15 protein-coding genes are annotated in these 14,010 nt (G+C 71.5%); 13 read left to right on the forward strand and 2 right to left on the reverse strand.

Features of this window, described 5'->3' with window-relative positions; all coding sequences use genetic code 11:
- Window positions 1–21: 21 nt before the first annotated feature.
- The 10 genes from AB0K18_RS33175 (at window position 22) to AB0K18_RS33220 (ending at window position 7,726) form a co-directional block, all read left to right on the forward strand.
- Entirely contained in the window at window positions 22–258 is a 237-nt protein-coding gene (locus AB0K18_RS33175; RefSeq protein WP_345396624.1) for a PTS glucose/sucrose transporter subunit IIB, read from the forward strand.
- 10 nt (window positions 259–268) lie between these two features.
- Window positions 269–715, forward strand: coding sequence for a PTS glucose transporter subunit IIA (locus AB0K18_RS33180; protein WP_364922292.1), 447 nt, complete (start codon window positions 269–271; stop codon window positions 713–715).
- Between the two features lie 184 nt (window positions 716–899).
- Window positions 900–1,160: an HPr family phosphocarrier protein gene (locus AB0K18_RS33185; protein WP_355411421.1), complete on the forward strand. Its 261-nt coding sequence runs from the start codon at window positions 900–902 to the stop codon at window positions 1,158–1,160.
- Window positions 1,157–2,824 (forward strand): phosphoenolpyruvate--protein phosphotransferase, encoded by a 1,668-nt coding sequence (ptsP, locus tag AB0K18_RS33190; protein ID WP_364922295.1) that lies wholly within the window; start codon window positions 1,157–1,159, stop codon window positions 2,822–2,824. Before AB0K18_RS33185 ends, ptsP begins: the two co-directional genes overlap by 4 nt.
- A gap of 58 nt (window positions 2,825–2,882) precedes the next feature.
- Window positions 2,883–4,172 carry a beta-N-acetylhexosaminidase gene (gene nagZ, locus AB0K18_RS33195; protein ID WP_364922298.1) on the forward strand — a complete coding sequence of 430 codons (1,290 nt, stop codon included), beginning with the start codon at window positions 2,883–2,885 and terminating at the stop codon, window positions 4,170–4,172.
- Between the two features lie 41 nt (window positions 4,173–4,213).
- Window positions 4,214–4,858, forward strand: a complete 645-nt coding sequence (locus AB0K18_RS33200) for an HAD family phosphatase (protein ID WP_364922301.1) — start codon at window positions 4,214–4,216, stop codon at window positions 4,856–4,858.
- Between the two features lie 90 nt (window positions 4,859–4,948).
- Window positions 4,949–5,455 (forward strand): hypothetical protein, encoded by a 507-nt coding sequence (locus AB0K18_RS33205; RefSeq protein WP_364922304.1) that lies wholly within the window; start codon window positions 4,949–4,951, stop codon window positions 5,453–5,455.
- Between the two features lie 103 nt (window positions 5,456–5,558).
- Window positions 5,559–5,999, forward strand: a complete 441-nt coding sequence (locus AB0K18_RS33210; RefSeq protein ID WP_364922306.1) for a DUF2690 domain-containing protein — start codon at window positions 5,559–5,561, stop codon at window positions 5,997–5,999.
- A 263-nt stretch (window positions 6,000–6,262) separates the two neighbouring features.
- On the forward strand, window positions 6,263–6,889 hold the full coding sequence (locus AB0K18_RS33215) for an HAD family hydrolase (RefSeq protein ID WP_364922309.1): 627 nt from the start codon (window positions 6,263–6,265) through the stop codon (window positions 6,887–6,889).
- Between the two features lie 78 nt (window positions 6,890–6,967).
- Window positions 6,968–7,726 carry a haloacid dehalogenase-like hydrolase gene (locus tag AB0K18_RS33220; RefSeq protein ID WP_364922312.1) on the forward strand — a complete coding sequence of 253 codons (759 nt, stop codon included), beginning with the start codon at window positions 6,968–6,970 and terminating at the stop codon, window positions 7,724–7,726.
- A 109-nt stretch (window positions 7,727–7,835) separates the two neighbouring features.
- Here AB0K18_RS33220 and AB0K18_RS33225 read toward each other — a convergent pair whose 3' ends face one another.
- Entirely contained in the window at window positions 7,836–9,407 is a 1,572-nt protein-coding gene (locus AB0K18_RS33225; RefSeq protein WP_364922314.1) for a penicillin-binding transpeptidase domain-containing protein, read from the reverse strand.
- 87 nt (window positions 9,408–9,494) lie between these two features.
- Here AB0K18_RS33225 and AB0K18_RS33230 point away from each other — a divergent pair, with 87 nt between their 5' ends.
- Genes AB0K18_RS33230 through AB0K18_RS33240 form a run of 3 tightly spaced genes read left to right on the forward strand, consistent with a single transcriptional unit; the run spans window position 9,495 to window position 13,285 of the window.
- On the forward strand, window positions 9,495–10,412 hold the full coding sequence (locus AB0K18_RS33230) for a LysR substrate-binding domain-containing protein (RefSeq protein WP_364922316.1): 918 nt from the start codon (window positions 9,495–9,497) through the stop codon (window positions 10,410–10,412).
- On the forward strand, window positions 10,409–11,266 hold the full coding sequence (locus AB0K18_RS33235; protein ID WP_364922318.1) for a serine hydrolase: 858 nt from the start codon (window positions 10,409–10,411) through the stop codon (window positions 11,264–11,266). Before AB0K18_RS33230 ends, AB0K18_RS33235 begins: the two co-directional genes overlap by 4 nt.
- A 57-nt stretch (window positions 11,267–11,323) precedes the next feature.
- Window positions 11,324–13,285: an acetoacetate--CoA ligase gene (locus tag AB0K18_RS33240; RefSeq protein ID WP_364922320.1), complete on the forward strand. Its 1,962-nt coding sequence runs from the start codon at window positions 11,324–11,326 to the stop codon at window positions 13,283–13,285.
- Here the strand turns inward: AB0K18_RS33240 and AB0K18_RS33245 are convergent.
- Window positions 13,272–13,910 carry a GNAT family protein gene (locus AB0K18_RS33245; RefSeq protein ID WP_364922323.1) on the reverse strand — a complete coding sequence of 213 codons (639 nt, stop codon included), beginning with the start codon at window positions 13,908–13,910 and terminating at the stop codon, window positions 13,272–13,274. The two genes, AB0K18_RS33240 and AB0K18_RS33245, sit on opposite strands and share 14 nt — an antisense overlap.
- Window positions 13,911–14,010: the final 100 nt, after the last annotated feature.

Here is a 14,010-nt window from a genome sequence, read left to right on the forward strand (position 1 = left end):
GGTGACCCGAGGGAGGACCTGATGGCGGCGGACGTGAACGCGATCATCGCCGCGCTGGGCGGCGCCGGCAACATCATCGACATCGAGCCCTGCATCACCCGCCTGCGTACGGAGGTGCACGACGCCTCGAAGGTGGACCAGGCGGCGCTCAAGGCCGCCGGCGCGCACGGCGTGATGGCCACGGGGAACGTGGTCCAGGTCGTCGTCGGGCCGGAGGCGGACACCATGGCCAGCGACATCGAGGACATCATCGGCTAAGGGCGAGATCATGACGACTGTTCTCGCCCCGGTCGAGGGGGAGGCCGTGGGGCTGGCAGCCGTGCCCGACCCGGTGTTCTCGGCGGGCATGGTCGGCCCGGGAACGGCGATCGACCCATTCAGGGGGCCGGGCGAGGCCCTGGCCCCCATAGCCGGAAAAATCATGAAACTGCATCCGCACGCGTACGTCATCGTCGGCGACGACGGCAAGGGCGTGCTCGTGCACCTGGGCATCGACACCGTGCAGCTCAAGGGCGAGGGTTTCGAGCTGCTGGCGTCGGAGGGCGATCGGGTCGCGGCCGGTCAGCCCGTGGTGGCCTGGGACCCCGCGGTCGTCGAGGCGGGCGGCCGGTCGCCGGTCTGCCCGGTCGTCGCCCTCGACGCGCTGTCCGGCGCGGTCACCGGGGTCACGCTGGGGGCGGTGCACGCCGGTGACCAGCTCTTCGAATGGGCCTGAGCGCGCGGTTTCCGACTTTAAGCGCAGTTTCGTGCCCAATGGGGGAATAAGAGCGGTCCGGGGGAGATGAACGGTCGTCGGCGGGGTCGCCGGACCCGTCACAATATTGTCGGTCGTCCGTTTTGGTGGCGATCGTACGAGGGTCCGGCTGGTCTGGACCGGCACAGAAGGAGGAACGACGACAATGGGTGAACGCAAGGTCACCGTGGCGGCGGAGGTAGGGCTGCACGCCCGGCCCGCGGCGACGTTCGTCCAGCGGGCCAAGCAGGCGCCGATGGACATCACGGTCGAGAAGCCGCACGGTGGCGGGCCGGTCAACGGCAAGAGCATTCTCGCGATCATGGCCCTCGACGTCAGGCAGGGCGAGACCGTGGTGATCTCCGCCGAGGGCGAGGGGTCGGAAGAGGTGCTCGACGAGCTGGCCGCGATCGCCAGTACGCCATGAACCTGAGGGGGGTGGGGGTCAGCCCGGGCATCGGGCACGGACCCTCTTTCGTTCTGACCGTCTCCGTGCCCGAACCCCCCGAGGGCGCCACCTACACCGGTGAGGCGGAACAGGAGAAGGAGCGTGCCATGGTCGCGCTCCAGCAGGTCGCGGGCGAGCTGGAGGCCCGCGGCAACCAGGCGGGCGGCGAGGCCGAGGAGATACTCAAGGCCCAGGCGCTGATGGCCGAGGACCCCGGGCTGGTCGTGAAGGTGCGCACACTGATCGACCGCGGCCTGGCCGCCCCCAGAGCGGTCTTCGAGGCCTTCTCGAAATACCGGGACGTGCTCGCGGGGTCCGGTGGATACCTGGGCGAGCGGGCCGCCGACCTGAGCGACATCAGGGATCGCGTGATCGCGCTGCTCTACGGGCAGGCGCTGCCCGGGCTGCCGGTGGCGCCGGAGGAGCCGTACGTGCTGGTCGCCAGGGACCTCGCGCCCGCCGACACGGCGCTGCTGTCCAGGGACGACGTGGTCGCGTTCGTCACCGAGGAGGGCGGCCCGACCAGCCACACCGCCATCATGGCCAGGTCGATCGGAGTGCCGGCGGTCGTCGCCTGCCCCGGCGCGACCCGCATCCCGCCGGACGTCGAGGTGATGGTGGACGGCACCTCGGGCGAGGTCCGCGTGGCGCCGGAAGAGGCGGACGTGGCCGACGCGGTCGGCGCCGCCTCCGCCCGCCAGGCCGCGCTCGCGACCTGGACCGGTCCAGGCGCCACCGCCGACGGTCACCCCGTGCCGCTGCTGGCCAACATCGGCGGCCCGGCCGAGATCGACGCCGCGCTGGCCGCGGGGGCCGAGGGCATCGGCCTCTACCGCACCGAGTTCCTCTTCCTCGACCGCGCCGAGCCGCCGTCGATCGAGGAGCAGGAGCGGGCCTACCGGGCCGCGCTCGACGCCTTCCCCGGCGGCAGGGTCGTGGTGCGCACGCTCGACGGCGGCGCGGACAAGCCGCTGCGCTTCCTGCCCACGCCGGCCGAGCAGAACCCGGCGCTCGGGGAGCGGGGCCTGCGCCTGTTCAGGCGCGCGCCCGAGGTGATGGACGTCCAGCTCCGCGCCCTGGCCTCGGTCGCCGTCCCCGAGCTGCAGGTGATGGCGCCGATGGTGGCCACGGCCGAGGAGGCCACCTGGTTCGCCAGGGAGTGCGCCGACAAGGGCCTGCTCGACGTCGGCGTGATGATCGAGATCCCGTCGGCCGCGCTGCGCGCCGCCGACGTGATCTCCCAGGTCGACTTCGTCTCCGTCGGCACCAACGACCTCAGCCAGTACGCCTTCGCAGCCGACCGCGGTCTGGGCGCCGTCAGCGGGCTGCATGACCCCTGGCAGCCGGGGCTGCTCGACCTCGTCGCGCTGGTCGCCGAGGCGGCCTCGCAGGCGGGCAAGCCGTGCGGCGTGTGCGGGGAGGCGGCCGCCGACGCGGCGCTGGCCTGTGTACTGGCCGGGCTGGGGGCCTCGACGCTGTCCATGGCGCCGTCGGCGCTGTCCGGCGTACGCGCCGGGCTGGCCGCGCACACGCTGGAGCAGTGCCGTACGGCGGCGCAGGCGGCCAGGGCGCAGCCGTCGGCGGCCGACGCCCGCGCGGCGGCCCGCGTGCACCTGCCGGGGCTCGCCAGGCTCGGGTTGTAGCTGCGCTGAGAGCGAGCGCGGGGTCCGGGCGCGTCGTCGGATGGATACCTTTGGAGTCATGCTTCGACGGATCGGTACGACAGGGCTCCTGGTGATCGCGCTCACCGCGTGCGGCGGTGGCGGCGGAACGGCGGGGGCCGAGCCGACCGGAGGCAAGGCCGCCCCGCCCGCGCGCACCACGTCCGCGGTCCCGTCGGCGGCCCCGACGCCCGCTCAGAGCGAGGTTCAGCGCGTGCTGGCGCGGCTGACCACCGAGGAAAAGGTCGGCCAGCTCTTCATGCCCGTCCTCTACGGCACCACGGCCGCCTCCGCCTCGGGCGAGAACCAGGCGCGCTACTCCGCGCGCACCCCGGCCAAGGTGATCGCGAAATACCACCTGGGCGGCGTGATCCTCTTCCCCCACAACGTCAAGAGCACGAGCCAGGTCGTCGGCCTGACCAACGGCCTGCAGCGCGCCTCGGCGAAGGTGCCGCTGATCATCGGCACCGACCAGGAAAACGGTCTGGTGTCGCGCATGTCGGCGCTGATGACGAAGTTCCCCGGCGCGGGCGACATCGGCGACACCAAGGACACGGGCCTCGCCCGCCAGGTGGCCAAGGCGACCGGCGAGGAGCTGCGGGCGCTCGGGGTCAACCTCGACTTCGCGCCCGTCGCCGACGTCAACGTCAACCCGCGCAACCCCGTCATCGGCCGCCGCGCCTACGACGACGACCCCAAGCGGGCGGCCAAGATGGTCGCGGCGGCGGTCAAGGGCTTCGGCGAGGCGAAGATCGCGGCCACCGCCAAACACTTCCCCGGCCACGGCGACACCAGCGTCGACAGCCACACCGGGCTGCCGATCATCAAGCACACCAAGGCGCAGTGGGAGCGCCTCGACGCGCCGCCGTTCAAGGCCGCGATCGACGCGGGCGTCGACGCGGTGATGAGCGCCCACATCGTCTTCCCCAAGCTCGACCCGTCGGGCGACCCTGCCACGCTGTCCAAGCCGATCCTGACCGGCCTGCTGCGCGAGAAGCTCGGCTTCAAGGGCGTGATCTCCACCGACGCGCTCAACATGGCGGGGGCGCGCAAGAAGTACGACGACGGCGAGGTCGCCGTGCGGGCCGTGCTGGCCGGGGCCGACCTGCTGCTCATGCCCAACGACCTGCCCAAGGCCTACAAGGCGGTGCTGGCGGCGGTGAAGTCGGGCCGCATCTCCGAGCAGCGCCTCGACCAGTCGGTCACCCGGCTGCTGACGCTCAGGCACAAGCGCGGCTTCCTGACCGAGGCGCCGGTGGCCTCGGCGGCGAAGGCGTCCGACGTGCTGCGCTCGTCCGCGCACCGCAAGCTGGCCGCCAAGGCAGGCTGACCGGAGTTATCGGGCTTTTCCGGACGCTCTACCCTAGAACGATGGTTACGGGTGTGCTCATCGACTGGGGTGGGGTGCTGACCACCAGCCTGTCCGACTCCATCGCGCGCTGGATCGCCGCCGACCGCATCGACGCCGACCGCTACCACACGGTGATGCGCGAGCTGATCGACCACGCCTACCGTGGCGGAAACGGCGACAACGTCGTCCACGCCCTCGAAAGGGGCGAGATCGACGGCGCCGCCTTCGAGCGCGACCTGGCCGCCCGGCTGCTCACCGTCGACGGCGTGCCGCCGGTCGCGGAAGGGCTGCTGGAGCGCATGTTCGCGGGCTTCGACCGGGTCGAGGCCATGTACGACATGCTTCGCGACGCCCGCGGCAACGGCGTGAAGACCTGCCTGCTGTCCAACTCGTGGGCCAACACCTACCCCCGCGACGGCTGGGACGACCTCTTCGACGCGGTCGTCATCTCCGGCGAGGTCGGCATGCGCAAGCCGGAGGAGCGCATCTTCCGCCACGCGCTCGACCTCATCGGCCTGACCGGCGCCGACTGCGTGTTCATCGACGACATCGAGGCCAACATCACCGCCGCCGGTGCGCTCGGCATCAACGGCATCCACCACCGCGACGCCGCCACCACCATCGGGCAGCTGGAGGGCCTGCTGCGTCTCACCTTGCGGAAGTAACCCATCACCACCGTTGTGACCAGGGACCATGAGTAAGGTGGCGATCGGGCTCCCGCCTGAGCGAGCCCCGCACGTTTGGAAAGGTTCGTCATGCGCGTCTATCTGCCGTGTACTCTCCCGGCGCTGGCCTCGGTGCTGAAGGCAGGAGAGGTGGGCCCGGCCCCGCTGACCGGCTACGCGGTGACCCCCGCGCTGATCGAGTGGTACGCATCGGGCGACACCGAGGAGCTCGAGTACGTCGCGCTCACCGAGGCCGCCCGCGCCTCGCTGCGGATGCTGGCCGCCGACCGCGCCGACGGCGTCGACGCCCCCGCCCGGCGCGTGGTGATCGCCGCCGAGGTGCCCGAGGGCGCCGCCTCGGCGGGCGCCGCTCTGGAGGAGCGCGGGCGTGTACGCCTCGCGGGGCCGGTGCCGATGGCCAAGGTGGCCGCCGTGCACATCGACGACCACGACGCGGAGCCCGACATCGAGGCGGCCATCGCCGCGCTGCCCGCCTCCGACGCGGGCGACGACGACGCCCGTTTCACCGTGGACGGCGCCGAGGCGCACGAGCTCATGTGGTACGCGACCCAGGAGATTCCCGACCTTCTCGGTTGATAACGGAGAGATCACGGCTCGTGCGGCTCGCGGCTATGTGTCGTCACATCACGCTAAGGTCACGACGCAGCACAGTATGTCGCACTGAAGGAGTCGGTTCTACGTGAAGCGTCGAGTCTTGGCGGTCGCCATCGGGGCGCTGGCCGTCCTGGCCAGCTCACCCGCAGCAGCCCAGGCAGCGTCCTACGACCACAAGGACCCGTACAAGTCCGGGTGCGGCAGCACGGCGCGCGCCGTCCGCTCGGCCAAGATCGTCAGCCGGGCCAACGGCGAGGTGGGCACGATCAAGCTCATGTGGTCCAGCAGGTGCCAGACCAACTGGACGGAGGTCAAGACCGGCACGTCCATGACCGGCACCGTCAAGGTCTACACCGCCGACGGCCGCACCGACTCCTTCCGCTTCAAGAAGGGCAACGGCGGCCGCCACTGGGGCAACATGCTCAAGGCCAGGGGCATCTGCGCCTGGGGCAGCGTGAGCGTCCAGTGGAACGGCGGCAGGGGCGGCCAGAACGCCCAGGGCACGACCAGCAAGGCCTGCGGCTGACCTGGGGCTTACCTGCGGGACGCGCGGCTGACCGGCGAAACGCCGGGCTGACCGGCAGGACACCCGGCTGATCGGCAGGACAATCGGCTGATCGGCAGGACGCCGAGCTGACCGGCAGGGCCGGTCGCTGACCCGCTTGCTTCGCCCGTACGGGCCGGGCGGTGCTTCCCTTCGGAGGCGCGGCCCGCCCCGCGCGGGCGCCGCCGTTTCTGGGAGGGGCCGCCATCGGAATGTCATAGCGGGCATTTAGGCTTGGGTCCGACATGACACAGCACATCATCTGGGACTGGAACGGCACCCTTTTTCACGACATCGACGCCGTCGTAGGGGCCACCAACGAGGTCTTCAAGCCGTACGCGCTGCCCGCACTCACCGCCGACGGCTTCCGCGCGGTCTACACCCGCCCCATCTGGGTCGCCTACGAGCGCATGCTCGGCCGCCCGCTCACCGAAGGCGAGTGGGAGCGGCTCGACCAGGGTTTCCACGAGCACTACTTCCGGCTGGCCGAGGTGTGCCGGCTGGCCTCCGGCGCCGAGACGATGCTGGCGGCCTGGACCGGCACCCAGTCGCTCTGCTCGATGGCCCCGCACGCCCATCTGGTGCCCAAGGTGGACTCGTTCGGCATCACCCGGCACTTCACCAGGATCGACGGTCTGAACGGCGCCACCGGCGGTGAGAAGGCCGCGCACATGGAGGAGCACATCAGGGCGCTGGACGTCGATCCCGCCCAGGTCCTCGTGATCGGCGACAGTGTGGACGACGGGCTGGCCGCCCGCCACGTCGGCGCCAGGGCAGTCCTCTACACCGGCGGCATGACGACCAGGCAGGAGCTGGAGAGCACCGGGTTCCCGGTCGTGGACCGGCTCGCCGACGCGCTCGACCACATCTGACGGCCCGTCCCTGAAGGCTGGCCGGCTTCGGCGGGCGGTCATGCCGGAATCGACGTGGTGAGGATGCCGGAGGCCGCGATGGCCTACTCTGCTGCAGAGATCCTTCAGGAGGCCGCCATCAATCGCCTTGTGCTGTGGAACGTCGACCTGACGCTGGTCGACGTCGCCATCGTGACCAGAGACGCCTATGCCGAGGCGTTCCGCGTCGTGACCGGGCGTCCGCTCGTCAAGCTCGTCCCTCCGCTCGGCCGCCCCGACTCCGAGATCGTCTTCGAGACGCTCGCCGTCAACGGGATCGTGGCCGAGGACGACCATCTGCCCAGGTTCCTGGCGGCGCTGGCCACCGCCTTCGCCGACCGGCGCGGGCGGCTGGCGAAGGAGGGGCGCATGATGGCCGGGGCCAAGGCCGCGCTCAAGGCCGTCTCCAGGCTCGACGGCGTGGCCCAGACCGTGCTCACCGGCACGATCAAGAGCAACGCCGTGCTCAAGCTCGAGGCGTTCGGGCTCGACAAGCACATCGACTTCGAGCTGGGCGGCTACGGCGAGGAGGTCTATCCCAAGGCGACGCTGCTCCAGGTCGCCCAGTCGCGGGCCAAGCAGCGGCTCGGCACGCCGTTCACCGCGGCCAACACCGTCGTGATCGGCGACTCCACGCGTGACGTGCAGGCCGCCAAGATCGGCGGGGCGGCGATGATCGGCGTCACGTCGGGCCGGTCGATGGCGTCCGAGCTGCGCGAGGCCGGGGCCGACGTGGTGCTGCCCGACCTGTCCGACGCCTCCGAGGTGGTGGCGGCGGTCGCGGCCCTGACCGCGCCCCTGGACAGCCGCGCGGTCTGAGCCTTTCACGGCACGGGAAGACCGGCTGCCCTGCGACCGGCGGGGTGCGCCCCAAAAGGTCCGTGCGTCCAAAGGTCCGTGCGCCCCAAGAGGTCCGTGCGTGCCGGGGTCAGCCGAGGGCTTTGAGGAAGCGGGCGGCGATCGGGGCGGCGACCGCTGAGCCGGCGCCGCCGCCCTCCACGATCACCGAGAACGCCACGTCCCCCTTGTAGCCGATGAACCACGAGTGCGCGGGCGGCTCCTTGCCCGAGCCGTACTCCGCGGTGCCGGTCTTGCCCGCCGTCCCCGACGGGAAGCTGACGCCGTGCGCGGTGCCGTCGGTGACCACGGCGGGCATGAGGGCGCGCAGCGCGTTCACGACGCCCTTCTCCAGCAGGCGCGGCGTGTCGGGCTGCCGGCCTGGGATGCGCTCGCCGGTGACCAGCCGGGGCGGGATCCACCTGCCCGAGGCGATCGCGGCGGCCACCGAGGCCATGTTGAGCGGGCTGGCCAGCACCCTGCCCTGCCCGATGGCGGCGGAGGCGAGGTCGGTGTCGTCCTTGGGGTCGGGGAACTCGGCGCGTACGGCGGGCACGCCCGGCGTGATCGGCGTGCCGAAGCCGAAGCTCCTGGCCACCTCGGCGAGCCGGCCGCCGTTCAGCCGGTCCACGCTGAGCTGCCCGAACGTGGTGTTGCAGGAGTGCGCGAACGCGTTCTGGAAGGTCAGCGTCCCGAAGTCCTCGTAGCCGGCGTTGTGGAACGGGAAGCCGCCGATGTTCTGCTCGGCCGGGCAGGTGACCCGCTGCCCCGGCTCGATGCCGCCCGCGACCAGCGCGGACGCGGTGACCACCTTGAACGTCGAGCCGGGCGGATACTTGCCCATGAGCGCCCTGTTGAACCCGCCGGGCGCGTTGACCACGGCCAGGATCTCCCCGGTCGAGGCCCGCAGAGCCACCAGCGAGACGGGCTTGTCCACGTCCTTGAGCGCCTGCGCGCCGGCCCGGTGCACCTTGAGGTCGAGCGTGGTCTGGATCGGCCGCTCGCCGTCCGTCTCCCCGGCCACGTCCCGCAGCAGCTCATCGCCCCGGTAGAGCCCGATGACGGTGGTCCCGCCCGCCGTGAACCGGTCGGGGAAGGTCTGCTTCATGCCCTCGACGAGCTGCTGCACGGAGCCGGGCGCCGACGGGTCGTTGACCTGGGTGCCGTCGGCGGCGAGCACGCGTACCGGCTCGGCGTCGCGCTTGACGGCCCGCAGCGACAGGCCCTTGCGAAGCTGCGGATGCATGGTGGCGGGCGTCCAGGCCACCTTCCACGTACGGTCGCGCTCGACCAGGCGCAGCCGCCCGGTGTAGGCGAGGTCGCGCGGCCCGGACAGCGCGGCGCGGAAGTCGATGACCTCCTTGTCCTCGCTCAGGCCGCGGCGCTCGAAGTGCGCGGCGGTCAGCTTCAGTCCGGTGCGGAAGTCGCGGTGGGCGCGCTCGAAGTCGGCGGGCGGGTCGGCGACCAGGGTGCGCATGGTGGCGTAGTCCTGGGCGCTCCAGGCCGCCAGGTAGTGGTCGGCGGTCTCCTCGGGCGAGCCCTGGGTGCGCATCACCCAGACGACGCCGCCCGCCACGACGACCGGGACCAGCAGCCCGGCCACGATCCAGGGCCATCGCCTGCGGCGACGCCTGCCGTAGATTCTCCCCGTTTGCGGTGCCATGCCGCAGAGAACACCAGATGGTGAGTAACGGTGTCCAATATTGATATGAGGGACACGTGGATATAAAAGTGGATATATTGGCTGGTCATGGACCTCGTCCGGCACCTGCGCTACTTCATCGTGGTGGCGGAGGAACTGCACTTCGGCAACGCGGCGATCCGGCTCGGCATGGCCCAGCCGCCGCTCAGCCAGCGCATCAAGCGGCTGGAGGAGGAGCTCGGCGTACGGCTGTTCGACCGCTCGGCCCGCCAGGTACGCCTCACCGAGCAGGGCAGGCTGCTGCTGGGTGAGGCCCGCGCGATCGTCACCCGCGTCGACCGGCTGCACGAGCTGGCCAGGCAGGGCGGCGGCACCGTGCTCAAGGTCGGCGTGCCGCCCGACCTGGCCGCGTCCGTGCTGGCCGCCCTGATCGCCGCCTTCCGCGCGGCCAGCCCCGACGTACGCGTCGCGCCCGCCGAGATCTGGACCGCCGACCAGGTGGCGGCCCTGGCCGACGGCACGATCGACGTCGGGCTCGTCCGCCATCCGATCACCGCGCCAGGTCTGCGCTTCGGGCAGGTGCTCGTGCAGCCCCACGGCGTGCTGCTGGCCGACAGCGACCCGCTGGCCGCCGTCGGCGAGGTGCACCTGGCCGACCTGGCGGGCCGCGAGCTGCTGCTGCCGCCCCAGGAGGGCGAGCCCGGCTGGCGGGGCGAGGTGCTGGCCGAGTGCCGCCGCCACGGGTACGTGCCCGCCCAGGTCCATGACGGCGCCGGACTCGGGCTGGTGCTGGCAGGGGCGGCGGTGGCGTTCGGGCCGAAGGTGGAGCTCCCGGGGCTGGCCTGGCGGCCGCTGCTAGGCTCGCCGATCGCGAGCCGGGTCTCCACGGCCTGGCGCACGGCGACGGCCGCCACCACCGACTTCGCGGCCGTGGCCGTACGGACGTTGAAGGAGAGCGCCGGGATGACCGAGCAGGGCGCCGCGCCCCAGCGGCGGGTCAGCCGCAGACCGGGGATGCTGGCATGACCCCGCCCGACTTCGACGCCCTGTTCACCCGCGCCGGGGTGACCGGCTGGCTGTGCGCCGCCGACGTCGACACCGGCCAGGAGCTCGGCCACGGGCCCGACGAGTTGCTGCCGACGGCGTCCATGTTCAAGGTGCCGCTGCTGGTGGAGTTCTGCCGGCAGGCCGACGCCGGGCGGCTCGACCCTGCCACTCAGGTCACGGTGCCCGCTGAAGGGCGCACCCCCGGGCCCACCGGGATCGCCGCGATGCTCGACGACGTGACGATCTCGCTGCGCGACCTGGCGTACCTGATGATCGCGGTCAGCGACAACACCTCGGCCGACACGCTGCTCGACCTGATCGGGTGCGACGCGGTCAACGCCATGCTGGACGCACTCGGGCTGAGGCGGACCAGGGTCGTGCAGGGGGCGGGGGAGGGCAACGCGCGCATGCGGGACGACGCCGGGCACGGGTGGCCGTACCTCGATCCCGAGGACATCGCCCGGCTCAGTGTGCTCGACCCGGCGCACACCAACCGCAGCACGCCGCGCGAGATGGTCCGGCTGTTCGAGCTGATCTGGCGCGACGAGGCCGCCTCCGCCGAGTCGTGCGCGTGGATGCGCAGCGTGCTCAACATGCAGGTGTGGCCGCACCGGCTGGCCTCCGGCTTCCCGTACGACGACGTCGCCGTCAGCGGCAAGACCGGCACCTACCCGACGCTGCGCTGCGAGTCGGGCGTCGTGGAGTACCCCGACGGCCATCGGTACGCGGTGTCGGTCTTCACCCGGTCGTTCAGCACGGCCCTGATCCAGCCGCGCGCCGACGCGGTGATCGGCACGGCCGCGCGTATGGCGGTGGACCACCTACGGAGGTAGCAAGTTATAGGGAACGCCGGGTATGACATTCCTCCGTACGGGCGACAGGATGATGACATGGTTGCTGAGGGCGAGCTTCTCTGGGAGCCGGGCGACGAGGTGGTCGCGTCGGCCAGGCTGACCCGCTATCTGAGGTGGCTGGGCAGGTCAGGCGGTTACGAGGACGCGTGGCGGTGGTCGGTCGAGCACCCCGGCGCGTTCTGGACGTCGATCTGGGACTACTTCGAGGTGATCGGCGAGCGCGGCGACGGCCCCGTGCTGTCGGGCACGATGCCCGGGGTGACCTGGTTCGAGGGCGCCTCGCTCAACTACGCCGAGAACGCCCTGCGCCACGACGAGGGCCCCGGCCTGATCTTCGTCAGCGAGGACGGCGGCCGGCAGGAGCTCAGCAGGGCCGAGCTGCGCGAGGAGGTCGCGCGGGTGCGGGCCGGGCTGGTCAGGCTCGGCGTCGGCCGTGGCGACCGGGTGGCCGGCTACCTGCCCAACATCCCGCAGGCGCTGATCGCGTTCCTCGCCACCGCCTCGCTGGGCGCCATCTGGTCGGCGGGCTCGCCCGACTTCGGCGTGCCGTCCATCGTCGACCGGTTCAAGCAGATCGAGCCGAAGGTGCTCATCGCCGTCGACGGCTACCACTACAACGGCAAGAGCTTCGACCGCTCGGCCGCGGTCAACGAGATCGCCGCCGCGCTGCCCTCGCTGCGCGCCACCGTGTGGATCCCTTACCTGGCCGCCGCCGAGGAGGGCAGGGCTCCGCAGCAGGCCGAACCCATCGGCGGTCATGCCGCCGAGGTGCCGCACGGCCAGGTGATCGGCTGGGAGGGGCTACGGGCCGAGGAGGGGCCGCTGGAGTTCGAACGGGTGCCGTTCGGCCATCCGCTGTGGATCCTCTACTCCAGCGGCACGACCGGGCTGCCCAAGCCGATCGTGCACGGGCACGGCGGCGTGGTGCTGGAGCACCTCAAGGCGCTCACCTTTCACCAGGACCTCGGCCCCGGTGACGTGTTCTTCTGGTACACCACCACGGGCTGGATGATGTGGAACTACCTCATCGGCGCGCTGCTGGTGGGGGCCACGCCCGTGCTCTACGACGGCTCGGCCACGCATCCGTCGCCGGCCGCCCTGTGGCGCATCGCCGCCTCGGAGGACGTGACGTACTTCGGGGTGGGGGCGCCGTACATCATGGCCTCGCTGAAGGCTGGGCTGCAGCTGGAAGGGCTTGAGCGGCTGCGCGGAGCCGGCTCGACCGGCTCGCCGCTGCCGCCCGAGGGCTTCGCCTGGCTGGCCGGGCAGCTTCCCGGCACGCCGCTGGGGTCGTTCTCCGGCGGCACGGACGTGTGCACGGGGTTCGTCGGCGCCACGCTGCTGCACCCCATCAGGGCCGGCATCATCCCCTGCCGGTCGCTGGGGGCGAAGGTGGAGGCGTACGATCCGGCCGGCAAGCCGGTGATCGGCGAGGTGGGGGAGCTGGTGCTGACCCAGCCGATGCCGTCGATGCCGGTCCGCTTCTGGAACGACCCCGAGGGGCGGCGCTACGCCGAGAGCTACTTCGACGTCTACCCCGGCGTCTGGCGGCACGGCGACTGGATCAAGATCAACCAGGACGGCGGCTGCGTCATCTACGGACGCTCCGACTCCACGCTCAACCGGGGCGGCGTCCGCATGGGCACCAGCGAGTTCTACCGGGTGGTCGAGCGCTTCGAGGAGATCGCAGACAGTCTCGTCATCGACACCGGCCAGCTCGGGCAGGAGGGCCGGCTGCTGCTCTACGTCACGCTCGCGGAAGGCGCCGAGCTGACCGAGCCGCTCGAACGCGAGCTGCGCGCCGCCCTGCGCAAGGAGCTGTCGCCGCGCCACGTGCCCGACGAGATCAGGGTGGTGCCCGGCATCCCGCGGACGCTGTCGGGCAAGAAGCTGGAGGTGCCGGTACGCAAGATCCTCCTCGGCACGCCCGTCGAGCAGGCCGCCAACCCCGACGCCATGGCCAACCCCGAGGTACTGCGCCACTTCACCGGCTCTTGAGGCCGAACAGGGGCAGGCACGCCTCCAGGTCGTGGAGCTCGAAACCGGGCTCCTCCCGCCATTCCTCCCTGTCCATGCGGAAGCGGCGGGTGACGACCGGCTCGCCCTTGCGGTTGTGCAGGGTCGTGCCGTCCTCCCAGTAGCCGAGCTTGCGCGTGACGGCCAGCGAGGAAGGGTTGTCCTCGAACGCCTCCGTCACCGCCGACCTCGCGCCCAGACCGGCGAAGGCGAAGTGCAGCACGGCCTTGCGCATCTCGGTGCCCACGCCCTGCCCCTGGAAGCGCCTGCCCAGCCAGGAGCCGGTCTTGACCTCGCCGAGCACGGGGAAGTCGGAGGCCATGACGCCCTGGGTGCCGATGACCTGGCCCTCGCGGACGACGACGAACTCGATCGCCCAGTCGTTCTCGCTGAAGCGGCTCCACGTGCCGAAGTGGAACTGGATCGTGCGCCTGGCCCGCTCGGCCGGCTCGCCCTCGGTCCACGGGAAGAGGAACGGCATCTGCCCCTCGTCGTGGACGCCCTCTGCGGCGCGGTCGCCCAGCTCGTCGAGGTCCTCGAGGGACGGGACGCGGAGGGTGAGGTGGGGCGTGGTGATCGAGAGCTCGAAGAGCGGCCAGTTGCGCATGGCACGGGATGGTGCCAGACGCCTCGGCGGCCGCGCGACTCATTTTTCCGACAAAAGGGTATTTTCCTGAATCTCGATATTAGCCGCGTCTTTTCCTCAA

The organism is Nonomuraea sp. NPDC049421, from assembly GCF_040677005.1.
GTDB classification, from domain to species: domain Bacteria; phylum Actinomycetota; class Actinomycetes; order Streptosporangiales; family Streptosporangiaceae; genus Nonomuraea; species Nonomuraea salmonea.